This window comes from Actinoallomurus vinaceus, assembly GCF_039542055.1.
Taxonomy (GTDB): Bacteria; Actinomycetota; Actinomycetes; order Streptosporangiales; family Streptosporangiaceae; genus Actinoallomurus; species Actinoallomurus vinaceus.
Genome location: NZ_BAABHK010000002.1, coordinates 502,819 through 529,435 on the forward strand (window position 1 = coordinate 502,819; position 26,617 = coordinate 529,435).

The window sequence follows — 26,617 nt, forward strand, 5'->3', positions numbered from 1 at the left end:
TCATCTCGTCCGGGAGCGCGAGCTCGATCCGGCCGGATCCGCGAAGGTGACGTAAAGGTGCTGGAAGTAGGTCTTCAGCTCCTTGGTGGTGAGGGGATCGGGATGCGTCGTGTTCCAGGGGTTGCGCAAGCGGATCGTCCCCCTCGTATCGACCTGGACGACCTCATACGTGTGACCGTCGATGATGTTCTTGGGGAATGGCGCGCTGCCCGGCGGCAGCGGCTCCGGAGCCACGAAGATCGGCTTTCCCGCGTTGAGGAGTTCTCGGAACCGATCGATGAGCCGCCGGTCGGCGCTCTGCAGTGAGCGCCTGGAGGCTTCGGGGAAGGCATAGCCCATCGCCGGGATCCCGGTCAGCCGCGTGAGCGCCTCGGCCACATCGAACAGGGACCCTGGTCGGCTGTAGCGTTCGTATCCGCCGGCCCCGGCCCCGAACGAATCCGAATCAGTGCCCGTATCGAACGCGCCGTCCATTCCGGCGAACGTCTTCTCCAGAATCGCCGGCCACGACGCGCCGCGTACTTGGGCGAACGCGGCCCTGGTCGGGTCGTCGGCGGCGACCGGGAGGTCGGGAGTCACGGTGAGCCTCATGCGCTGTCCGGTCGGGTAGGCCAAGGGCTGGTCGTCCGAGAGCGCCGTGGCGTGCAGGACCACTTCGTAGTCTCCGTCACGGGTCTCTCGTATCGCGTTCTGGATGAGGTCCGGGCGGTGTCCCGCGACGCCGCCGAACACGCTCATCAGGAAGCAGTCGCCGATCCCGCCCTGTTCGGCCTGTTCTCGGGCGGGCCGCCTGCCGAACAGCGGGACGCGGCTCCCGTCCGCCTGCTGGAGCGGTGTCCCCCACGTCACGTTCTCCTGGGTGAAGGGAAGCTCGAGGAAGTCCACCCGGCCCACCAGATCGGGGCTGTTCAGGACCGCCGAGTGGCGGGAGCCGCCCGGCGCGTTCCACAACTCCCTCCTCGGGTAGTCCGGCCGGTCGGCCCCGACGTTCGCGGCCTCGCCGGCGGGCCCCGGCGCGGCGCCGTAGTGGTCCACACGCCCGTCGGGGCGGTACACACGTACGGACGTGGACCGGCCCGCCGCGTCCGGCAACAGGTTGATCCGGCCCGGCGTCGGCGCGACCCGCCCCGTCCCCTCGACGACCGTCAGGCCGACGTCCCGAGCCACCCGCCCGAGCCTCGCCGACGGGGGCGCGGTCTCGTCGTTGCACGGCAGCAGCAACAACGTCGAGAAGCCCTGCCGGGCGACCTCCTGTGCCCTGGCCCGGACCACGCGCGCCGCGTCCGGCAGCTGCCGGCCGTGCCAGGCCATCGCCCACATCCCGGTTCGGGCGCCGAGCGGCACCGCGACCGGCGCACTCACCTCACGGCCCGGCGACCCCGACCACGAGACGAACTCCGCGCTCTGCAGATCCCCGTAGAACGGCGCCCGCCGCGCCCAGTCGGCGTCGTCGAAGAACACGTCCCCGGAGTCCCGCCCCTCCGACGAGACCAGCCGACGCCACTGCGGCCCCTTGTCCATCGGCTCGGCGAACGTGACGTAGTAGTGCAGGAGGTCGGCCATGACCTCCTTGGCCGTCAGCGGCCGGGGATGCATCCGGTTCCAGGGATTGCGCAGATGGAACAGGCCGTTTCCATCGACGTCGGTGATCTCGTGAACGTGGTGCTCCTGAAGGTCCTTGCCGAGCGACGCCTCGCCCGCACGCAGATCGCGCGTGCCCACGAAGATCGGGCTTCCGGCGCGGAGCAGCTCTCGGAACGTGTGACGAAGCTGCTGCTCGGTGGTCCTCAATGAGCGGAGGGAGCCCGTGGGGAAATTCCCTATCCGCGCCGGCAGGCCGGTCAGCTGAGTGAGCGACTCGGCCAGCTCCTCGAGTCTGTTGCGGCGGCCGACGCGCACATATCCGCCGGCGCCGCCCAGCGAGTCGCGCCGCTCCGCGCTCCAGACCTGATCGATTCCGGCGAAGCCCTTCTCCAGGATCGCCGGCCACGCGACCCCAGGCGCATCGGCGAATGCCGGCTTGCCCGGGTCGTCGGCGAAGACCGGAAGGTCGGGCGTCACGGTCAGTCTCACGCTGCGCCCGGTCGGGTTCGTCCGCCTCGGGGTCACCTGCGTGGCCTCGTACAGCCGTACCTCGTAGTTCCCGTCGCCGGTCTCGCGGACCGCGTCGCGGATGAGCTCCGGGCGGTGCCCCGCGACGCCACCGAACACGCTGATCAGCGAGCAGTCACCGAGCGAGCCCTGCTGGGTCTGGTTCCGGGTGGGGCCCTCGCCGAACAGCGGGACGAGAGTCCCGTCCGCCTGCCGCAGCGGCGTCCCGTATCGGTCGGGGACCAGGCCGGGCGCGGTACGGGCCAGATCCGGGTCCTGGAAGTCCGGCCGCTCGACGCGGACCACCGCATCGCCCGGCGCCTCGAGGGCGGCCGGTCCGTTCCAGAACTCCGGTGCGGGCGGCTCCGGCCGTTCGGCGACCGCGGCCGCGGTCGCCCGGCCGATCCCTCCGTCCGCGGTCGCGTCGGCGACGAGGCGCAGGCCCATGTGCCGGGCGGCGGTCTCCAGCGCCGCCGCCATCGCCGCCCGCGTCTCCGGGGTCGCCTGCGTGGTCTCCATCGCCAGCCGGAACCGCTGCACGCGGTCGAGACCGTTCAGGGAGGACACGGTGAGCCGGCCGCCCTGCAGGATCGCCTGGGTCCGGTCCTCGGTCCTCAACTGGACACCGACGCGGTCCAGAACCTCGATCTGAACCTGCTCGGTCTCGTCGATGAGCGGCGCGGAGGCGGGAAGGTCCTCCTCCGTCAGGCCGCCGACGAGCCGCTCGTACGGGCCGCCGGCCGGTGTTCCGTCAGTGCCCGCCTCGTCCCGGACCGGCAGCGGCGACGCGCCGTCGAGGGCCCGCTCCAGCGCACGGGCGAACGTCTCCTTCTCCTGGGGCCGGACCGCCAGCTCCATCAGGCCGTCACCGGCCGGCGACGAGACCGCGCGCCGCGGCGGCTCTGGAGTCGGACGGCTCCCGCGAACGGTGTCCTCCGGCGCGGCGCCGTAGTGGTCGACGCCTCCGTCAGAGCGGTAGGACCGCACGAGCGTGGCCCGGCCGGCGGCGTCCGGCAGCAGGTTGATCCGGCCTGGCGTCGGCGCGACCCTGCCGGTCCCCTCGACGATCGTCAAGCCGAAGTCACGCGCCACCCGACCCATCTCGACGGACGGCGGCACGGTCTCGTCACTGCACCGCAGCAACAACAACGTCGCGAAACCCCGCCCGACGATCTCCCGAGCCCTCGCCCTGACCACACCCACCGCATCCGCCACCTGCCGGCCATGCCACGCCAGCACGGCCACCCCGGCCCGGTCACCGAGAGGCACCTCCACCGGCGCACTCACCTCACGACCCGACGCCCCCGACCACGAGACGAACTCCGCGCGCTGCAGATCCCCGTAAAACGGCGCCCGGAGACCCCAATCCGCGTCGTCGAAGAACGCGCGCCCGGTGGTCCGCCCCTCCGACGAGACCAGTTCGCGCCACCGCGGCCGGCCGGCCGGCGCACCCGGCACGGCCTTGCCGGCGGTTCGGAACTCGCCGCCCGGGGCGGCCTCGGCCACGGCGGTCCCCGCGTCGTTGACGTACTCGAAGCGCGGGAACCAGCGGTGCGTGTAGCCGCGCAGGTCCCTGATCAGCCCGTCGGCGCGCCGGAGGAGCTCGGCCTCGTGGCCGCGCCTGGACCGTACGGCGTCCCGTGCCGGGCCGATCGCCCACCGGATCGCCTCGATGGCACCACATACCTCCCGGGCGGTGGTCGCATCGCGGTGGACCATCAGGTGGTGCAGTGCCATGACGGCGTCGGCCTGCAGGTTGCTGGTCGTGTTGCCCCGGAAGATCGGCTCACGGACCACGTCCGGAGCGTGCCGCGCCACCGAGTCCAGGAAGGCGCGAACGTCGGTGACGACGTCGGGATCGGACGGCCGGTACTCGCTCACTCGGAGCACCGCCTGCGTCAACCTCGTGTTGTACCCCTGGCCCTCGGGAGTCGCGTTGTTGCGGGCGGCCCGATCGGCGATCGCTTGAAGCCGGCGCGAGAAGGCCGCGATCCGCCCGGCCGTACGCTGCGCCGCGTCGAGGCTCTGCGCCTGCGGGCCGATGTCGCGCATCTCGACCCGGACCGTGCCGCGGGCGCCGAGTTCGTGGAAGTTGGTCCGGACACCGATCGCGTCGTCCTCGTCGACGTAGGCGCGCAGCTCTTCTCTCGGCAGGAGCATGTTGTCGACGTAGTCACCCAGGGCGTTGTAGTCGTTCCACAGCAGGTAGTCGAGCACTCCGAGCGGCCGCCGTCCGGCCGCGCGCTCCCGCCGCTCGTAGGTGCTGATGGCGTGAGCGAGCCGTTTGCGGAAGTCCTCGACGAGCATGGCCCGGATCCGGTCGCGATCCCCCCTGAGGAAACGGCGGACGCCGTCGCCCAGCGACGCGCGGATCGCGGCGAAGGCGTCCCGGGAGGCCCCGTGCAGGACCTTCTTCGGCTGCTGATGGCTGACGATGAATGCGTGGGCCGCCGCGAACGCGTGCGTGTTCAGGAACGTCGTGGCCGCCCGTACCTCCGCGGTGCCCGGGACGTGCTCCATCGCCGGAACGGCGAACCGGCCGACGCGCCGCCCCAGCCGTGCGCTCAGGTAACGTCGCGTCACGTCGTCGCCGAACCGCGCCCCCGCCTGGAAATAGGCCTTGGTGTTCCTGGCCGACGCGAACTCCCGGGTTCCCGAGAGGAAGGACGGCAGGAACGTCGTCGGGACGTCCTCGGTGAGGTGGGCGTACACCTTGCCCGCGAATCCGGGCGGCCGGATGATGCTGACCCGGTCGGCATTCGGCCCGTAGCGGTAGGAGGGGTGATCCCCGAACAGTTGTCGCAGCGACGAACCGCGGAAGCCCGGACCGCCCTCACCGTTCCGGAGGGCGACCGCCCTCATGAGCCGTCTCTTGACGTCGCGGACACTGGCGTCGACCACCGCCGGGGCGTAACGGTGGTCGGTGACGATCTCGGTGATCATGACGGCCACCGGAGTGACGTTCCCCAGCCTCGACGCCTCCGCCGCACGCGGCGACGCGAAGTAGCGGCCGCCGGCGATGAACCGGGATCCGCTTTGGATGACGCCCCCGAGCCGCGACGCCTCGGCCGCCTCGCGCGTCTGGAAGGAACGGCCGCCGGCGAGGTACAGCCTCCACTTGTCGTACGTGACCTTCACACCGGTCGCGGGATTCCAGACGAGAACGCCCTCGTCGTCCAGGAGGTCCACGTCGTCGTGCACGTGCACGACGAAGTCGATCTCGTACTCCTGGCCCTGCGCGCCGTAGCTGTCGTCACTCGACGCGAGCGTCAGGGCGTCGACGGGGTTCGGCGCCTTCGGCAGCGCGTCCGGTGCCACCGCGCGGCCGTGGGAATCCACCACGATCACCCGCAGGTCGCCCGCCGGCAGCTCCGGGAGGTCGTCGACGGGACGGATCCGCGCCCCCGGCCTGGCCTGGCTCTCCAGCAGGAACAGGATCCCGCCCTCGTTGCGGTACGCGAAGGCGTGCCCCGGACCCGACGGGTCGGACGGAGCGGACGTCAGGACGAACGCCATCGCCCCGTCTCCCAGCGCGGTCAGCGGCACGAGGATCTCCGCCTCGGAGTCGCCGACAGGGCGCCAGTCACCGCCCAGCGCCCTCGCGAGCGCCTCCTCCGGACGCGCGCTGCCGACCGAGGAGTCGTCACGCGACACCGCCGGAGCCCCGTAGAACTCCCGCCGCACGATCTCGAGCCGCGGCACGCAGTCCCGCGCCGATCCGTCGTACGGCGGCAGCACCCGGACCAGACGGAGCTCCAGCGCCCTCGCGACGACGTCGACGGAGGTCACCACCGGACTCGGCGGCGTCGTCGTTGCCGTCGTCTGCGGCGCCGTGCTCCGGTCCTGCGCTCCGAGGCCCCGCGGCACCGGTTCGGAGAGCCGCTCCACGGCCATCCGGTCGAGCCGGCCGACGATGCCGCGCACGTCGTCTTCGGCGAGTGCCGGGGTCCCGGAGCCGTCCTCGGCCGCCGTCCGCAGCGTCCGCAGGATCTCCGCGCTGCTCTCCTCGTTCGACTCCGCCCGGTGAGTCCACTCGGACAACTCGACGGACGCGTCCAGCCAGTCCTCGTTCAGCCGCCGCCGGAGCCCCTCCGCCGTCTCCTTCCAGAAGGCGCGGGCCCTGGCGGCACGCATGAGCAGTCCCGGCAAATCGGCGTGGACGGCGCTCAGCCGCTCCCGTCTGGTCGTGAGCTCCTCGGCGACGGCCTGCTCGAACGTCTGCCGGCGTGCCTGGGCGGCGAGGTACAGCCGGCCCATGTCGGCGTACCCGAGACCGTAGGCGTCGACCTCGGCGCGCCCGGCCTCCGACAGGAGACCGTCCCGCTGCGCGATGGCCGCCGTGAAGTATCGGTTCCGCGAAGAGACCGGGTCGGAGAACCACAGCGCCCCGCCGATCTCCCGGCGGGCGCGGGCCGGGTCGAACGTGAAGACGCTGCCGTCGGGGTCCACCCAGGTCTGGCGCACACGCCCGTCCGGGCCGGTGACGTCCACCCGCACGTGCGCGTTCAGCGTGTGCGCCACGTCGCGTCCGACGGTGGCCGGGTGCAGGTCCCAGGCCGCGACCTCCCGCGGCAGAACGGCGGGCCGGCCGTTCGGGTTGTCCGGCCGGAGCGCGTGCAGCTCGTTGACCGCGTTGATGATGGCGGTCGTCGCCGCGTCGATGGCCTCGGCGGAGCCGTGGGCGGCCGGGAGCAGCTCGTACCGTCGCAGCGCGGCGGGCGTCTCGAAGTCCGCAGAGGCCTCCCGGATAGCCGTCACGTCGGCCCGCATCGTGCGCACCGCCCAGCGCAGCACCGCGTCGTGGCTCCGGGCGGCGAGCGCGGTCCAGTCGACCGTCAGTACGACCGGCCGCTCGGTCCCGGCCTGGGCGCGGATTCCGCGCGCGACGCCCCGGTACATCCGGATCGGGTCGAGACGGGCCTGGGCCGCGTCCTCCAGGAGCGGTATCAGGTCCACCCGCGGCGCCCCGTCCATGGCCGGCCAGGGCTTCAGCCGGGGCTTGGCGGCCCTCTTGAGCGCCTCCACCTGCCGGAGCAGATCGTCGATCTGGTCCTGGTACAGCTTGGCGTACGCCTCGCCGGTGATCGGGTCGCTCTCGAAGCGGCCCGTCGGCGTCTCGTCGCGGAACAGGTGGTGCTTGAAGCGTTCCGCGACCAGCCTGCCGCGGAACCGCAGCCGGATGAGGTACAGCGGCCCCTTGTCGGTGGCCTTCGCCTTGCCGTGCTGTTCGTCGCGCTTGTTGACGTTGCCGGCGGTGCTGTCGCCGAAGGCCGTGGCGCGCCCCGCGGGGCTGTCGCCCGACCAGGAGTGGGGTGACGTGGAATCCCCGATCGCTCCGCTCCCGGACAGGTCGGCGTCGGCCGTCACCCGCCCGTGGTCCGTACCGGCGCCCACGGCCGTGCCGCTCTGGAACTTGTTGTAGCGGCCGACGCCGCTGCCCTTGATCTTCCCGATCACCTGCAGGTCGGAGAAGTCGCCCCACAGCTCGATGTTCGCTCGCCGGTGGGAGTCGCCCGGCTCGAAGACGCCTCCCGGCAGCGCGTACGTGTCGCCTCCGGTCGCCTCCCACAGGTGGTTGCCGAGGTGCATGCGGGACATCCACACCGGCAGGGACAGAACGGGCCGCTTGTGCGGGTCGTCGGTCGCGTGGGTGGCCTGCGGGCTGACCAACCGGTCGACCAGTCCCGGCGGGAACATCCGCTCGAGCAGCGAGCGGGCGATCCGCGACGTGTCCTCGAAGACCAGGCCGGTGATGAGGGAGTCGCCCGGCAGTTTGGGCAGCGGGGCCAGGTCCGGCAGCGGATACGGGCCGTACATCCGGCCTGCCTCGGCTAGCGCGCGAGTCACCTCGATCACCAGGGAGCCCCGGACCGTCACGCTGCTCGCGGCGCTGTGCCGCGTCATGCCGTCGAACATGTGGTTGAGCCGGTTGTTCAGCGGCCGGTGCGTCGGGTCCAGGCGCCGCGCGGTCACCGAGGTCTCGACGTCGAACTCGACGAGCCAGTGGCCGTCATATCCGGCGTACTCGGTCTGCTCCCTGGTGTGGGTGTCGGAGCGGGTGGTGCTCCGGTGGTGGCCGTCGGCGACCTTCAGGTCCCCCGCGCCGCCCGCGGTGGGCTTCTGCACGCCGCTCGCGCTGAGCTTGGCGAAGGTGAGGGCCTGCGACCCGTCCCGGGAGGTGCTGGTGGACGTCCCGGTGCCGCCGTAGCCGTAGACCTCCAGCCCGGTGTTCGGCACGAACTCCCCGACGCGCGGGTCGGAGATCAGAGCGCTGGGGATGTTGACCTCGACGACGTCCGACAGCAACCAGCCCACCGGGTTCGTCAGGTAGAACGTGTACCCGCCCTCGGCCAGGAACTCGTTCAGCATCGTCTGGTCCCGGCCCTTGGCGAGCAGGCCCTGCAGGGCGTCGACCCCGCCCTGCATCCGCCCGATGACCTTGCGGTCCTGGTTCCAGATCTCCACCCCGGAGGCGAGCAGCCCCGGCGCGACCTTGTCGACCTGCTCCTTGACCAGCTGGTACGTCGACTTGCCGTTCTGGTGCTCGAAGCTCTCGATGCCGCTCGTCCCCAGGAAGCGCCCTCCCCGGTCCTCCCGGGTGAGGTACTCGGGAAGCTCCACGTCCTCGATGGGGACCGGAGGTCTCGGCAGTCTGCGGCCGAAGGTCGCGTTGAACCGGTGGCGGAGCTCCTCGTCGCGGATCGGCGCCACACCCTGGGCGTGCCGACTCGACAGCGCCGCGACCAGGCCGTCGCGGTCGACCTGATGCGTCGCCCCGAGGTCGGGCACCCCCGCGGTCCAGCGCAGCAGGGCCCCCGCCACGACGTCACCGGTGAGCGCCCGGTCCCGTCCACCGTCGCGCCAGGCGGCGAGGTTCTCCGCGAGCCAGGCGTCGTTCAGCGTCGGGCCGCCCTCGGCGTACCAGCGCAGCATGATCCCCGCGACGATCTCGTCGGGTGGCGCCTCGGTACCGTCGCCCCAGCCGACGAATGCCTCGGCGAGCCGTGCCCCGTCCACCGTCGTGGGGCCGCCGCGGGCGTACTCCACCAGGTCCCGGGGCACCCCGACGTACGGGTCCAGCGGCGGCGGGTCGGCGAGCGTCCACGGGGAGCGCTCCTGCTCGGCCACCGCACGCCGCTTTTCGAGCATGGTTTCACGGCCGGAGGCGTCGACGTCCGGTCGGGGCTCCTTCGGCAACGATTCGGTGATCTTCGCCAGGTTCAGGGAGTTCCGCAGGTTCTCATCTGCTGCCAGCAGATCCGGGTGGACCAGGAACGTCGCAACATCCCGGACGAGGAAATAGAAATGCTTTTTCTGGCGTCCGTAGCTGATCGTGCCGCCGCGCTCTTCGACCGACTCCACCGTGATGTGGCTGATCAGATGTGATTTGGCGAGGAGGTAGCGCTGGTCGGGACGTTGCAGGAATGTTCCGCCGCCCACCAGGCCGGTGCTCGTCGCGGTGATTCCGACCGAATGCGACTTGGTTCGGCCGCCTGACTGGTTCGGGGAGGTCAGCGCCGACTCGGTCACGTCTCCCGATGGCCCGCTGGAAACGGTCACGGTGGAACTGTTGGCATGCCGCGCCCGGAGGTTTCGCTCGAACTCGTGCGAGCTATCTATCCATTGTACGGCCTCGGCTTCGACTGGAATCGTCTTCATGGTAATGCGGCCGTGGGTGTCGGTCACGGGGCCACCAGGCCGCGCGACCGGCGGGGGCTCATATCCGTCCAACGTGGAATCGAAAAATGCCTTGAGGAAGTCGGAGGAGAAGATATCACTCAGCGCTTCCGCTGATTCGGTGCCCCATTCGGCCAGCAGCTCTGGCCCGCTGAACCGGAGCCCCAGCCAACTACCGCCCTGCTCCCTCAACTCCTCGAGGAAGCGTTGGTACAACTCGCCGACTGCGAGGTCGTCGACATTGACGAGGACGACGTCGCTTTCCCCCATCATCTGTGGGGTGACGGCGAACGGCCGCAATGCGTGGCCTTGGTCGTCGACCGGCCGGAGCGCCGGGTCGAAGGGCGGCACCTTGACGACCCTGCGGTCTTGGGCGATCTCCGTGGTCATGGCGCCGGACGGGCCGAACAGCTGGTTAGAGACCGCGACCCGTTGCTCCGCCTCGACCTGACGGGTATCGGCCGTCTTGCCGGTGCCGACGCCGTGAACAGCCGCCATGACGCGGCCGGGCAGTCCCAGGAGAAGGTTGTTGATGAACCAGGGGACCTGGACTACCCGCCGGAGCGATACTTCGAGCCTGAATTTCCCTTTGTACAGCTGGGACCCGCCGTTGAATACGACGAGGTCGAATTTGCTGGGCCCACCGGTGCGCGCAGCGGAGCCGCCACGCGTACGGCTTCGGGAGTAGCCGACTTCGGGGTGGACATCACTGACCCCGAGCCCACCGGGAGTTATGCCCAGGATATCGAACCAGAAGCCCCTCGAAGAGGAGCGACCGGACGACTTGATGCTCCAGTAGAAGGGGTTGGTGTACCGCCCGCCCGATAGCTCGTCGCGCGCTTCGTCATAGTGGAAGTCCTCTTGCTGTGTGCCTTTGATGAACACATAGTAAGTAGAGTCGATTCCCACTGGAATCAGTCGTAGCCCGGTGCTCATCAGCCTTGATTCCAAGCTGAGCAGAGTTTTGGGGCTCAGCAACTCGCTCATCGGCTTCGTAAAGCGACCCTCCATCGACAGCGGAAGCTCAGAGAGGGGTTCATTCCCCGCCCGCCCCAACACCGCCGGCTCATTAGCGCGAAATAGGTCGATCACCGCGCCCACGAGTGGGTTCTGTTGTGAATTGTCGGCCCGTGTTCCGTCATCGGAGAAGGCGAACGACTGCGTACGTCCGAACATCCGCAGCCATCGAGGGTCGACGGACTGAGGACCGAGCCGCCCCGATGCGGAGTTCGACACCCACCGCAGGAGTTCGAGCGCGTCCGTCATCTTGATGCGGCGAACGTCCCGCATTTTCGCCGAAAGGCCATACGACCCTTTACGCTGGTACTCGACCTCAAGAGTGACGATGACATCCCTGAACAGATGACCGTGATTCGCAGGCGCGACGAAACTGATCTTACCCGAGGTCGCCCTGTCATATTGAGCTTCCCTCCGCGCCCATCCGGAACCGAAGGACCGACCCGCGCTGGCACCGAAATGCTTTTTGATGCCCGCATTGATTCCCAAGCTCAGCGAGTGCGCGCCTTTTTTCTGCGGCCCATACTCCAGCGCGGGCGTCTGCTCCCAGAAATCAAGCATCCCGCTTCTTACATGATTGGGGTTCTGGGTATTCGAGATCTGGGTCTCGAGCGTCAGGCGCAATACGAGAGGCTGGCCGTTGAAACGCCACGATACGGTCTCGGTATAGCGGCCGTTGACGCTGTGCGATATGAGGCCGAGCAGACGGCCGTCGTCGATGACCCAATCGAGCACCGTCTCCAGACGGTCGGCAGGGAAGACTTCGGTGTCCAGCAGCATCGATGACAGTTCGTCATCGAGTTCATCCGGGACCGCCAGGCCGAGCAATCGGTCGTCCGGCTGCAGACGCTCTCTTTCCTCCCTCGGTACCCGGAATTCCCCGCGGTCGTGGCTGACGCGGACTCCGCTCGCCTCGTCGCCGACACTGGCGGCGACCCTGGGGAGCAGCAACTGTTCGGGCAACCAGGAGGTGATCGCCGCATTCTCGATATCGCGGGAAACGGTTATCGCATCGAGAGTCGCCGTGATTTCAAGGTCGACCCCATGCTTGTACCATCGGCTCGGGCCATCGATGGTCGGAAACCCGCCACCCACGCTCAGGGACGAGCTGCCCAGTCGGTCGATGTGTTGGCGTCCATGATTATATTTGAATTTAAGACCAGTGGCATCGAGTACACCGCCGGTAGCCTCGTCTAGATCAAACCCGGCGGATGCGGAGGCACCGAGATTCATCGCTCCCGTCAGCGATTGCGCGGTGGGGGACGCGATCATCGTGCCCCGGAGTACCTCCACCTTACGGTCGCGGCGGATGCCGGTGGACAGCATTTCGCTACGGCGGCCGGTGAGCTGGATCGTCACGCTGTGGCCATTCGGCAATTGCAGCTTGCGCCGGAATCCCCGAGACCTCAGCACCCGGCGACTCTGGGTGTTGGCACCGTCCCACCCGAAATCGACCACGATCTGCCGGTGCAGCTCGTGCCTCTGCATGGGAGTCAACGGGGGAAGGCCGCGTTGCTTGATCGCTTCCTTGCTGAGACCCATCACCGCCTCTGCGATCTCACGAGCGGACTTTCCGTCCAGCATGACGTAGCCGGGGCCGGCACCGCGGTTCTCATGGAGATGCGGGTGGTAGAGGGGCGTGCCCTGCTCCGCGGCCTCCTGCTGCTCCGCGGCGGGGTGGTCGGGTGCGACGAGACCCGGCCGCGGGGAGCCGGTGCCTTCGAGCTCCGTTTCAAACGCCGGAACGTCTTCCCTCGCCACCCGCCCGTACTCGGTCCCCGACTCCTGGAACGGGGGAGCGTCGTTCACTATCGACAGGTCGGAAACCAGCTCAAGCGTGAACCGTTGGCCCAGCTCGTAGGCGACGGTGGGCCCTTCCGTCAGGAGCTTCTGCCATAGCATGACCCCCCGGTCCACTCCCAGGCTCCGCGAGGAGCCGCCACCGGCGTTGCCCTTGGCATTGCCCCCCACGATGAACGACGGGCCGAAAGGTATCGTCAACCCGCCTGCCGAACTCCCCCCCGTGCTCCCGTAGAGGCTGTTCACCTCGATGGAGCGCTGCTGCATCCACGTGGTCATGTCGATATCCGCGCCTTGCAGACGGTGCACCGACTCGAGTTCGCTCTTCAGGACCAGACCAATCGGTCCGTCGATCCCCTCGAACGTGAACTTTTGCGAGGGAAGACCGAGACCCGTGTGGTGGGTGTACAGACGCATCTGGTGGCGTTCGCTCAGGAACAGCCGGATCTGCCGCATCGTCTCGCCACTGCGAGCGATGACATCCGCGCCGAACCGCTCAAGCAGGAACGTCTCCAGCTTCCCCCAGAGACGCTCCAGACCGTCGATCGCCTCCAGGGAGACATACGTCCACAAGACGTCGTCCGGTTTCTCCCCATGAAGGGTGATTTCTCGCTCCCGCTGCGGGCGCACCGGCAGCCCGTGGTCCGCGGGCACCTGCGGGACGTGCGAGTCGGGGAAGCCCACCTTCACGTCCAGCGGCTCCGAACGCACCGGCGGCGCGGCCTCGGCGGCACCCTTGTACGGACCGACCGTCGCCCTCAGGCGGGCGCCCGTGTGGATGAACCAGACGGCATCTCCCGTCGGGGTCGTCCGCCGTCCCACGCTGATCGACGTTTCCGCGAGGCCATGGCTCCGTTCGCTCCCGGCGTTCACCGAACCCCCGGGGAGAAAGGGAATGCCGACGAATGACGCGATGGGCGCGGTCGACACTCCCCCGCTCCAGGAGGTCGACCAAGCCTGGGAAGCGGTGACGCGGAGGTCCGTCTCAGGGTCCCAGGCGACCCCCCACTTCTCTCCCTCCTTCGGATTATCCGGGCCGGCTACCCGGGCGGTCTCGCGCACGCCCTCACGCGGCAGTTCCAGCGTGACGTTGACGCGGTAGAAGTCGTCCCGGCCGGGCAGTTTGGCGATGGCGTCGACTCCACCGTGGGCGAGCCAGTCGCCCCACTCCTGGTCCCCCACCTCTTGCCGGGTCTTGGCCAGCTCTTCCAGGGCGATGTTCACGAATTCGTCGACGTCCGTATCGGAGATTTCTTCGACGTCCGTGTCGAAAAGCGGCAGCTGCCGTACGGCATCGCGTATGACCGTGTCCAGTTCGGCGATCAGGCCTTCCAGATCACCGATCCTGCCCGCCTCCCCGAAGCGCCCGGAAAGGGCCAGCCCCACGGGCAGCCCCCGGACCGGGGCCGGCTCCTCCGACGTGTCGGACGGCGGGTCGGAGGGCGCATCTGCCCCCTCGCCCGGTGGCGTGCGGGTTTGATCGGTGCCCTCGGCGTCGGTCGCCGCGTGCACGGGCATCCCCTCGGTATCGAACTCAACAGATGGCAGGTGCTCCGCCGCCACGCGGTCGTCGGCGCCATCGACAGACTCCAGATGGTTCTGAGGCGCCGCGACGTACGGGTCCAGAGGCGGCGGGTCGGAGCGCCTCCGCCCGAATGCCTCGCCGAACTCGCGGCGCACGCGAGCGTCGAGCACCCGGAGGCCGCCCAGCTCGTGCGCCCGCGCCAGGTCCCGTCCGAGCTCGTCGATGACGGCGAGCCGCCTGTGCGGGATCTGCGTGCGTCCCGCGACGTCGATCCGCCAGCGGGTCAGCAGACCCGCCATGACGTCGCCGGTCACGGTCAGCTCTCCGTCCCGCCAGCGGGTGGTCACATCGGTGAGCTGACGGTCCGACAGCGGCACATTCCGGAGCGCGTACTGCCGGAGCGCGTCCTGCTCCGCCAGCAGGAACCACACGGTGCGGTCCTCGAGCCGCTGCGGGTCCCGCAGGTCGATGCTCGCGGGGAGGAGCTTCGCGTGCTTCTCCTGCCGGCCCTGGACGGTGAAGTCCACCGGCGCCTCGAAGAGGTAGGCCCGGTCGATCTTGAGCCTGATCATCTCGAGCGCGCCGCTCACGCCGCGGGTCCGGCCGGTGTTGTGCTGCCAGCGCCGGCTCAGGTCGAACTCACCGGCGACGTTCGCCTGCCCGGCGACGTCGCCGAGGATGGCGTCGAGCTGTTCCCAGGTGACGCCCCAGGACTTGAACGCGGTGAGCCGGCTCTCCAGCAGCACCAGCGTGATGAGGCCGAGGACGAAGGGGTCGGCGGTCGCGTCGACGAACGTCGCGGGGCCCATCGCGCCGGAGATGTCCAGCGCGCCGAAGGTGTCGCGGATCAGGCCGGGGTCGAACGGCCGGTCGGTCGTGTACTCCCGGTTCAGGATCTCCTTCAGGTGCGCCCGGACCACGGTGAGCCCCGCGAACGCGCTCACGTCTCCGTCCGCCGGTCCGGCCGGGCCGACCAGGTCCGGCAGCATCCGGGCCGCCGCCGCCCGCAGGCCGGTGACGTCCACGCCGAAGACGACCGCCTGGTCCAGGACGGCGGGCGGGGTGTGCCTCTCGGTGTTGAGCAGCTCGGCGACCGACATCATCGCGGGCGGCAGCGACGGATGCCTCTTGATCCCCAGCGGGGGCACGTACGCCTCGGCCGTCTGCCGCTCGAGCGGCGGCAGCACCCGGTCCCGCCGACCCTTCGCGCCCCTGCCTCTCAGCCCCGAATGCTGGTACTCGATCTGGACGATGTAGTCGTCGGTCATCTTCAGCTTCAGCGCCTTGCCGCTGACGTCCAGCAGCTCGGGCCGGTTGTGCAGGAGGCCGATCGCGTCGATGGCGCCGACGGTCCGCTGCAGCTCGGCGCCCCCCAGGGCCGCCTTGAGGTAGTGGTACATCGCCTTGAACTTGAAGCCCAGCGCCATCTTCCGGGAGTGGGTCGTCGAGAACCCGGCGGTGTCCATGCCCATCGGCAGGTTGGTCAGGTGGAACGCGTCGGTGGTGTCGAGGTACTCCGGCGGCGCGTCCGCGCGGCTCCTGGCCCAGATGGTCACCTTGGCCGAGTCGACGTCCACATCGACGCCCGCGCCGCCGTGGCGCAGCCTGAACGTGAACTCCAGACCGTCCTGCTTCATCAGGTCGTAGTTGGTGAACAGGCCCTGCTCGGACACCTCCTTCTCGAGCAGGTCCTGGTTCTTCCAGCGGCTCTCGAGCTTGTTGCCGTGGGTGTACCAGTGCTCTCCGGCGAACGGATCGTCGTCGTCCTCCGGCAGGAAGCCGTACGGCCGCACCTCGTCCGTGATGATGCGGCGAAGCTCCTCGACGGTCGACTCCTCCGGGAAGAGCAGGCCGAAGTGGATGCCCTTGCCCCGCAGGATGGGAGCGGGAACCGGCCCGGGGCGCTGGTCCTCCGCCGGCTCGATCCGCGCCAGCCTGAAGAACTCCGCGTCGGCGTCGTCTTCGGCGACGTCCCGGCCCGCGCCCTCGTCCGGCACGGCGCCCTTCCGCGCGACGTCGTCCCCGGTCCCGCGTACCAGCCGCGGATTGTACGGAACGGTGTCGCCGGTGGGAGGCGTCTTCAGGCTGAGCGCCTCCCGGTCCACGGGCAGGCCGTGCTCGAAGGCCTGCGGCTCGGGCGCGCTGATCAGCCCCCGGCTCACCACCGGTTCCGTCACCGTCTTCGTGCCCGGTGACGTCTTCGCGCCGCGGGCCTTCGCCTCCGCCTGCAGCAGCAGCTCGACGTCGTACGCGCCGGCGTGGCCCACCCAGCGCCGCACCTGGACGAGCAGGCCGACCCGGCCGGCCGACAGGGCGTCGACGTTCGTTTCGGTGTAGGACCCGCTCACGCTCAGGGCCAGGCCCACGTCGGAGAGGCCCGGGGGCAGCAGGCCGAACTCCACGCTCAGCGGGGTCACCGTGCTGCTGTTGGTGAGGTTGTGCGCTCCGCTGGTGCCGTCGATCGCGGTGCCGACGTCCTCGATGTGCCGCTTGTCGCTGGTCACTCCGACCTGCCGCGTCTCCTGCGGCGGGCGTACGCCGCGGATGCGCACCGACGCGACCGTACGGCCGTGGTCGTCGTGCACCGTGAAGCGGTAACCGCCCTTCTTGTCGTTGACCGCCTTGGCGAGGTGGGTGTTGGTGTGGAGCACCTTCTGGTACAGCTCGCTCCGGACGTTGCCGCCGATCTTCAGCGTCAGGCCCTGCGACTCCAGCGTGTGCACGATCCGGTCGAAGAGCTCGGGAAGTCTCGTCAGGCCGGAGGCGAAGAAGTGCGGCGGCAGCCGGTCGGCCTTGACGCCGTCGCCGGTCGCGGTGACCTGGTTCCCGGTCGGATCCTCGAGGTAGTTGTCCGCGAGCCACAACTTCAGGCTCTCCGCGCCCGGATCCGCGATCCTGACCGGTTTGATGTCCTTCCAGTCGGGGGTCCTCCCGTCCGGTGACGCCGTGCGGACCTTGAAGGAGAGGTTCGGGCGGTAGGTCACCAGGGTCTCGGTGATCCGGTTGTCCTCGACGTGGCCGCTCTCGGCGTCCACGAGGTGACTGGTGCTGCGGTTGGACTGGTTCGCGACGCCCCTGACCGCGACCCCTGCCCTGATGCCCGCGCCCACGCCGATCCCGAACGACGCCGACAGGGCACCTGCGGTCCGCCCCGTCTGCCCCGTGAACGTGTCGACGTGCGTCCCGGTCGCGAAGGTGGCGTTGATCGTCTCGAAGCCCTCCGGCTCTCCCTCCGACTGTCCCTGCCGCGCCGGTGGCGTCGTGGACGCGGTCGTGGACTCCGCCGTGTCGTCGCGGACGTGCGGGTCACGGGGGTCGAACGTGACCAGCAGCTCCGCCTTGCCCAACTGCACCATCAGGCCGCTGGTGTTGGCGTCGTCGCTGCTGTCGCCGACGGTGTAGGGGTACCTGCCGAGCAGCTGCTTGACGAGCACGCTCAGCTCGGTGTCCGGAACCGTCACCCCGCGGTCGGCGAGCTCCGCGGTGACCGCCCTGAGCAGCGCCGGCATGTACGGCAGGCCCTCGCGGGGGACGCCGCGGGACCGCGCCATCGGGTCGATGTCCTTCGGCGCCATCCCGGCGAGGCCGGACGGCGCCGGCGGCAGCCCGAGCGGCGCCGGCGGCGTCCCGGCCGGCGCGTCCCGTAGGGGCTCGGGGGTCAGTACGGAGTGCACCGGCGTCCCGACCGGCGTGTCCGGCTCGTACAACCGGAACCGCCCCGTCCCGGCGTCGTCCCGGGACGCACCGTCACCGGCGAGGGCGGCCTTGCTCTTGCCCTTGCCCGGACGCCGGACGCCGGCGGGCCGGGCGGTCAGCGTGCCGCTCTCGTGGTCGTAGTCCACGCCGTACGGTGCGGTCGGCACCGGCCCGCCGGTCGCCTCCGCGAGCCGCCGGGCCAGCGACGCCGAGCCGGCGTCCAGCAGGAACGGCTGGTACCCCGGCGCCTTGGCCGCCAGGACGGCGGTCAGCACGTCGATCGGGACGACCTTGTCGCCGATCACGACGTCGCCGTTCCGAATCCGGGCGATGACGAACACGGTGTCCGGAGGCACGATGGCGCCGAGTCGCCGGACGGTCCCGTCGTCGAGGGCGGACAGGCCCGCCGGCGCCTCCGGGAACCAGATGCCCACCGGGCGTCCGTCCGTGGCCGAGCGCGTCTCGACGCGCTCCAGCACGTCCGCCAGCTTCATCGGCACGGCCGGCGGACCGGCGGGGTGCCGAAGCGCGGAGCCGATCGGCGCGTCCCCGCGCGCGGACTCGGGGTTGCCGCCGTGGTCGACCCGGTGCAGCCCCGCGCCGGCCTCGGTCTCGTCGGCCCACCGGACCCGCGGGGCACCGGGCCGCGCTCCGTCGACGGACCAGCCGGTTCCGATGTAGACCGCCCGTCCGTCCTGAGCCGTCGACGTCGGCGTCAGGTAGAAGCCCGACCGGCCGCCGACGAGGGTGTGGCGTGTGCCCTCGCCGACCGACCGATGGATGAGCTCACGCAGCCGGTCGGCGTTCTTCACCCGGCCGATCCAGCCGCTGTCGCCCCGCAGGATGGCGTCCGTCTCCTCATGGAAGAAGTCGTCGCCGAAGCTCACCCAGCCGTCCGGGGAGAGCACCGTCTCGTCGGGAAGCTCGATGGATCCCGCGTCGCTGACCTTGTACGAGAGCGGTTCGGAACTCGACGCGGTCACTCGCTTGTAGGTGGACCACTGCTCCCGTGACTTGCCGGTACGGGCCGGCACCTCGTGAGCGGGCACGCGGGTGAGGCCGCCACGACGAGGTCCCCCGACGGTCACCTCGTAGCCGATCGGCCGGTTCGCGAGCAGCGGATCGACCCCGGTGTCCCGCGATCCCCCGCGGAGGCCGCCGCTCTGCGTGCGAAGCCGTGAGGCGGGCTCCTCACCATCGGAGGAGGTCGGCGTGAGAGCCGTCGCCGACTCGGCCTCATCGACGGGCACGGGTGCGCGGGGCTCCGGCTCCAGCGCCGGCTCGACCTCGGCCGGGTTCTCGGATCCGCCGGCCCGGGACTCGGCCTCGGCGTCGGACCAGACGGGGCGCGTGAACCGCACCGCCGCCGCCTCATCGCCGGTCACCGGACCACCGGCCCGGTCCTCGGCACCGGACGGGACGGACGGCGTTCCCTCCTCCCGTTCGACCTCATCGATGGACGCCGGCGGCGTCGTCTGAGTCCGGGGGCTCAGGGTCGCGGACCCGGTCGACCCGCTCCGCCTACTCTGTTCGTCGCCGAACACGAGTACGGGGGCTTCACCGGGCGCGAACCGGATCAGCGGCACGGCGCTCTCCACGCCCCATCGATGCCGCGACACGATCTCGTCGAAGATCTGCTGCTGGAAGGCGCCGTCCGGCTCCCAGTACATGTGCGCGCCGTGCCGAACTCCGACGTTCATGTGAGTCAGCAGCCAGATGACGTCGTTGTAGCCCTCCTCCGAGAGGTAGGAGCCGTCGTCGAGCAACCGGACGTGGTACAGGTCGTTGTCGGCGGCCAGGAGGCGATACTCGCCGTCCGCCGGGTCGAACTCCTCGACGAGCCCGTCCCGAACCCGGAACCTCCCCTCCTTGGCGTACTCGGCCATCTCGGCGGACAGTTCGGCGTACTCGCTCCGTCTCCGCTCGAAGCGCTGCTCGATCCGCCGGCGCTGCGCCTGGGTCACGCGGCCGAGGTCGTCCTCGGACGGCATGCGCGGCTCGAAGAAGCCGACATGGCCGATCTCGTCTCTCGACGCGCCCAGGTGCACGTCCAGTTCATTGATCGTCTTCGCCTTGATCTCGGCGGGCTTGGGACGCGCCCCCTCCGCCAGCCGACGGGCCGCCACCGGGTCCTTCGGGCGAATGTCCAGCACCACGTTCAACCGGTCGACGAAGTTCTGGAACCGACGCCGCTCGGCCTCGGACATTCCGAACTGGCCGGCCAGACGTTCCGGCGTCAGCGGCTCATCGCCGACGGGCTGCAGAGAAGGCAACCGGCCGGCGCGCAGCCTCGGCCCGCGCGGCACCGGCGGCACGGTCTCGTCGAGCGCGTCCATCAGGTCGGATACGAAGCTCCCGGCCCGTTCCGGCAGCTTAAGCACGGGAGGAGCGGACGTCCGGTCGGTCCGAGACGAGTTCGTCACCGGCCGCACCGGCGGCTCGGTCCCCTTGCGCGTCACCTGCGCGGTCGTCTCGACCTGTGGAGCCGGAGCCGTCGTCTCGACCTGCGGAGCCGGAGCCGTCGTCTCGGTCCGCGAAGCGGGAACCGTCGTCTCGACCTGCGGAGCGGGCACCGTGGATTCGACCGGCGCGCTGAGCGGAACGGTCGTGTCACTCCGGCCCAGCAGGTCGGGCGTGAAATCGCCCAGTCCTTGTGGCAGGTCCGGCAGCACCGGGGGACGTGAGGTGGAGCTCGTCGCCGCCTCGTCCTGCTGATTCTCCGCCGGGGCCGCGGAACGCGACCGGAGCGAGGCGAAGTGCTTACGGGCGAAGCGGCGGAGCGCCGGCGCCTTGTACCAGCGCTTCGTCGCGGCCGGCGTGGCGTCACCGGACGTGACCGGCGTCTGGTCGCCGGACGTGACGGGGACTGCGGAACGGTGCCTGAGGTTCTCGATCTTCATGTGGACGAAGGCGCGGATCCGCTTGGGCTCGTACCAGCGGCGCTTCAGGGAGGTGCCCGCGACCGGCTCCGCCGTCTCCGGGTTCGGGCCGAAGAGGTGGGGCAGCCGCGTCTCCAGATCGTCGGCCAGCCGCCGGCCTCCGGCCGGGTCGTCCTCGAGCGGGAGCATGCCGTACAGGCCGTCGGGCGCGTGCACCCGGATGATGCCACGAGGCCCGGACAGGAAGACGTCGACGCCGAACTTGTAATGGCGGTAGCTGCGGGTGGCCTCCTTGTTCCGCTCCTCGGTCGCGCCGAGCTCACCCGACTGTTCCTCCGAGTGCTCCCGGCCGTACTCGCCGAGGCCGATGCCGAGCATCTTCGCCGACCCGGCCTCGCCGCCGATCTCGGGGCCGAATCGCAGATGCCAACCGGCGGATTCCTCGTGCTTCTCCTTGCCGGCCTCGCTCTCCTGGGTGTAGATCCGTCCCTTGAACGGTGTGCCGTCGACGGGGCCGATGACCTCCGCCCGGGTGATCTCCGCTCCGACGATGGCCTTCCGCCAGAAGACCGGCACTTGGTACGCGTTGGCCAGGACGTGCTTGATGTAGGGCCGGAGCATGCCCTGCCCGGTGAAGTGCTGGTAGTGCAGGCCGGCGATCGTCGTGAAGTCCAGGCCGGGAACCCGCCAGGCGCCGGGAGCCCGCAGGTCCCGCGGCCCCCCGTACGGTGAGGCGACCGCTCCGGCCCATCGCTCGACGGCGCCCGCGAACGGGACGCCCCACGGATGCAGGTTCTTGATGAGGGCGTTCACCGCGTCCGGGTCCTGTCCCTGCCAGGGCCCGTGCTCGACCCACTGCGGGTCGGTCCCCAGGACGGGAGCGGGGGGCTCCGCCGGCACGTCGAGCGTGGCGATGTGGTTCGGGACCAGCAGCCGTACGTCGCCCTTGAGGCCGTCCGGACCCGGTTCGTCCACGTGGTGCCAGACGAACGGCCGGAGGTCGTACCAGAGATCACCGAGCTCGCGGGCCTGCGTGAGCCAGCCGAGGCCGGTGACCAGCCCCTTGGCGCTGCGTACCGGAACGTTCAGGATCTCCGGCGGCTCGACGCTCAGCCCCATCTCGAGCCGGAACTCCAGCGGATGCCTGTACTCCTGCGAGCCCTCCCGGGTGCCGGCGCGGTAGATCTCGAGCTTCTTCTCGCTCTCCTCGGAGCCGTGTCCGGACCTGCGTTCGTAGCCGCCGCCGATCTCCGGCCCGGCGTGGCCCTGGCCATGGCCCTCCCGGCCGACCCGGGCGCGAAGGTCGAAGCCGAGGTCCCACCCGAACGAGGAACCCTCGCTCTCGGTCAGCTCCGCCTGCCCCTCGTTGCGGAGGGTCAGCTTCACCTCCGGCCGATCGAGCTGTTCCGTAGCGACGCCGGTCCGCGCCGTAACGCGTACCCAGAGGTAGCGGGTGGTGCCGAAGGGCAGCGGCAGGGGCACCCAGCGGGTCACGCCCGACCCGGTCAGCTCGCCGTTGTACTGGTTGCGCAGCCCGTCGGACGAGTACGCCGACTCGATGATGCGCCACAGCAGGTTCGGCCGCTCCTCGTCGTCGAAGAACGCGCGCAGGAGGCCGCGTTCCCGCAGCCGTTCCTTGATCCGGTCGAGGACGTCCTCTCCGTTGAGGGTCTCCGGGTAGGACATTCCCTTCAGTAGCGGGGGCGGTACGTGGCTCGTCGGCGGCCGCGGAACCGGCGGTGTCACTCCCGGCGCGGTCAGTCCGAGGTCGAAGATCCGGCGCTCCGGGACGAGCAGGTCCATCGCGTCCGTCACCCGCAGGTAGCGGGTCCCCATCGTCCGGCGGGACCTGCCCTTCCACCGGAAGAGCGTGACCTCGAACACCGGGTCCATGCGGTAGGTGTGCGTCTTACCGCCGTACGTGGCCCGGCTGATGTCGATCGGGCCGCGTTCCTTGCCCTTCTCCCGTTTGCTCTCCCACTGCGCCCCGCCGTGGCCGGTGACCTGGACGCGCGCGCCGAGGGGATGGTCCTTCTCCACCGAGGAGTCCGCGCCCCCGGTGTGGTCCTGGCCCCCCGCCAGGTCCGGCCCACCGTCGCCGAACAGGCCGTCCTCGGGGCTCAGGGAGTGCGGGGGCTCGGCCTCGGCGCCCAGCCGGAACTGCGGTCCCGCGCTGAACATCGGGCCGCCGCCCCACTTGTGCTCGCTGGAGGCCTTGTGCAGGGTCGACCCCTGCGCGTACTGCTCGATCTCCGTGCCGTCGTCGGCGTTCACGTGGCGTGGCCGGTAGCCGCGCAGCCGGATGCGCAGCGCCTGCTTCATCCCGTCCGCGCCCCGCGGCAGGCCGACGAAGCGGCCCGACGTCCCGGCGAGCGCGGGGAAGAAGGCGGCGAGTTTGTCCGGCTGGGCCATCTCCTTGAGCTCGAGGGGCCAGTTGGCCTCATCGGCGAGCCAGTCGTCCGGCAGGCCGTTCGCCCTCGCGTACATCCTGGCCGCGAGACGGGGAAGGTGCGGGATGACGAAGAAGGACGGGTACAGCCCGGACGTCCCGCCGGCCCAGAAGTCGGCCTTGGGCTCCTGCGGCCAGTACCGGATCGCGGTGGCCCGGCCGGCCGCCCGGATCTGCTCCAGGGTCAGCGGCACGGCGGGCCGGTGCTCGTGCGGCACCACGACCCGCGCGGTCACATCGTTCGGCCGGTCGATGAACCAGGGCTCGGCGTGACCGCCGACCGCCCGCACGGACAGCTCGTAGATGACGTTGTAGTTGTGCTCGTCGACGTTCTCGGTGGTCTCGGTACGGCGGTAGGACTTGGCGCCCCCGGAGAAGTCCTTCTTGGGGGTGTAGGCGTAGCCGCCGCGCACGCCACCGGCGCCGATCGCGACCCGCAGCCAGTCGAACGCCCTGACCCGCAGACCCGCACCGGCCGCGACCCTCACACCGAGCTCGGTCTTGCGGTGCCCGGCCGCCGAGGCCGCCATCAGCGCCCGGCCATTGACGGTCATCTTGTAGACGCCGTCCCGGTTCAGCCGCTCCATCAGGTAGGCCTTGGCCCTGAGCACGTACTTCCGGCCGCCGAGCGTCACCGTGTGCTCGATCCCGGCGATCAGCGGGTTGAGATCGGACTCCAGCGCCGGCCGGCTGTACCAGGTGGCCATCTCCAGGTCGACGTTGGACCAGTCCGGCTTCTGCTTCCGCTGCCGCTCCGACAGTGAGTCGTGGTGCAGCTTGGCGAGGACCGCCCGCAACTGCTCGTGGACCAGTTCCGAGCCGGGCAGGGTGACGCCCATCCCGAAACCGATGCCCTTGCGCGCCGCGAGCGCCAGCGGCTCGAGGTGGCTCGGATCGACCTTCATCGTGCGGCCCAGCCGCTTCGGCCGGACGTACGCGGACCGCGGCGGCAGACCGGTCCGCGGCGGCTCGAGCACACCGACGTTCGGCCGCGCCGACGCCGGCGCCGCCGTGTCCTGTCCCGCGCGGTCCTGCGCCACAGTTGAGGTGTGGACGTCCTCCTGCGCCACCGTCGGGGTGTGGACGCCGTCCTGCGCCAACGGCGAGATCTCGGTCCCGTCCTGCGCAGGCTGCGGACGCAGTTCCGGCGTCTGAACGGCGCCGGTCAGCCGCTGCTCGAAGTCGGCGGCGTCCCGCTGGGCGACGCTGACCTCCGACTCGACCACGGTGCTGACCGGCTCGAGGTCGTGGGTGGTCGACCGGACGTCCACGGTGAGCTCCAGCCCCGACCGGTAGCGGGACTGCGGGCCCGTCGTGTTCAGGACGGTGTGGCCGAGGGCCTGCTCGGTGGCGCCGTACCCGGTACCGCGTGAGAAGCCGAACGCGACCGCGGGCCCGTGGACGAAGCCCTTCTCGCCGTCGTCGTGGTGGCTCGGGTCGGCCAGTCCGGCGAAGCTGAGGTCGAAGCCGATGAACGCCTTGCTCTCCGCGAGCCGGCCCGGCTTGATCGACAGGCCCGCACCGGTGTCGAACCGTACGGCCACGTCGCTGTCGCCGACGTACTGGAGGCTGCCGATCCGCGCGCCGATCGACAAGTGCCCCTTGAAGAAGCCCTTCGCCATCTTCACGCGGAGCTGCTTCGTCGGGATGCCACTGCTCAGCAACAGCCGGCTGCGGTTGCGGGCCGACGACTCGGTGAGGTGCTCCAGAACCTCGGTCATCACCTGATGCACGGACTTGGCGGGCATCTGCGCTCCGAGGAGCCGGCGCTGCAGCGCCGACACGGCCGGGATCGTGTCGACCGCGTTGATCACTTCGGTGGCCTGGGACGGGCGCTGCCCCGTCCGTCCTCCACCGGTCCTGGGCGCCGTACGGTCGGGACGCGGGGCGTCCGTGACCGTGAAGGGCTCGGGGAAGTCGACGTCGAAGCGCGCGGGCAGCACCACGTCGTTCGGACGTTCCTCTCCGTCCACGAACACCCGGACCGCCATGCCGCCGCGGAAGCGGGTGTTCTCGGCCACGTAGAGCTTCCGGCCGGCGATGAGCTGCCGCTCCCGCTCCACCTCTCGCGCGTGGGCCGAGCCCGCACCGATCATCGGCACACCGGGGATGAACACCGATGCCACCGCCGTGCCCAGGCTGATGAAGGTCAGCAGCATCCCGTCGAGACCCGTGGACACCTCGCGGGCCGTCTTCCCGCCCGACGACAGCGAGGCGAAGGACACCGCGAACTCCCGTACGCCGCCGCTCGGCTGCGTCCCCAGGGTCACGTCGCGCAGGACGGGCCGGAGCCAGACGAGACGGCCGTCGGCGACGAACAGGTGCCCCTTCTGGAAGAGGAGCCGCCAATCCTCGGGGTCATCGGTCCGGAGCAGGTCCCGCAGCCCTTGCTGGATCGCCGCGCCCAGCTTCGGGCTGTCGTCCGCGTGCCTGGCGACACTGCCGACGTGGTGCGCCCAGAACTGGACCTGGTCGGCCGACCACGGGTCGACGCCGGTGAACGTCGCCTCTCCCAGCGCGTCCGTCTCGATGTACCACGGAGCCTGCTGGACGGCGGGCGGCCACTCACCGCCGTCCTCCTGCTCGACATCGGCCTGCTCGAACCCGGCCTGCTCGAACCCGACCGGCTCGGAACCGTCCTGTACGGAAACGGGCACCGTTTCGGGTGCCGTTTCCGTCTCCGGCGCCTCAGACGATGTCGACGCCGCGTCGCCCGGCTGGTGAACGATCCAGCGGTCGGCCGACACGTCCTCCGTCTCGGGGGTGAGGACCGGGCCACGCAGCCGGACTGCGAGCTCGTCGGCGAACGACGGGCCGCCGTCGGGCCTCGGCGTCGCCGTTCCGTGTACCGAGAGCAGCAGCGGATCACCCGGCTCGTGAGCCGTGTTCTTGCCGATCCAGCGTGCGATCCCCTCGGGGGTCCTCGGGCCTCCTTCGAAGAACAGCGTGAAGTCGCCGTGGTCGTAGGTTCCACGGACGATCAGCGTCTCCCGTGGTTCGACCGGAGCGATCTCCTCCGTCACCAGGTCGCCGCCCTCGTCATCGGCCCAGCGGACGCGCTTCGCGCTCGGCTCGGCGGCCAACCGACCCGGTGCCGTGAGCACCGGGTTCCCGCCGAGAGTCGTGTCTCCGGCTCGCACCGTGGACGTGTGCGCGTCGAACGACGTTCCGGAAGGCGGCGCCGCGGCGGCTTTCGAGGGCGGCCGGTGCTCCGTCTGGGCTCCGGTGTACGGGTCGACCACGATGACCCGGCGGTCGACGTGGGCGGCGAGCCGGTCGGCGAAGGAGGGGGTGCCGGCCGCGGTGGGCGTCCCGGCGCCGCGCGCCATCAGCATCACGTGATCAGAGCCCGTGTCGGCGAAGTTCCGTGCGATCCAGCGCGCCGTCTGCCGCGGATCGCGGGCGTACCCGGCGAACGAGACGGTCCCGGTGCTGGGATCGAATTCTCCGGTCACGATCGGGGTGGCCACGGCACCCGGAGCC

1 protein-coding gene (cut by a window edge) is annotated in these 26,617 nt (G+C 70.4%); it reads right to left on the reverse strand.

Translation table 11 applies throughout. The features are described 5' to 3' along the window. Window positions 1-26,617 carry the final stretch of a WXG100-like domain-containing protein gene (locus ABEA24_RS08380; RefSeq protein ID WP_345430097.1) on the reverse strand. Its footprint extends 30,815 nt past the window's final position, so 26,617 of the gene's 57,432 nt are visible here — the last part of the coding sequence; its start codon lies beyond the right edge, outside the window; it ends in the stop codon at window positions 1-3.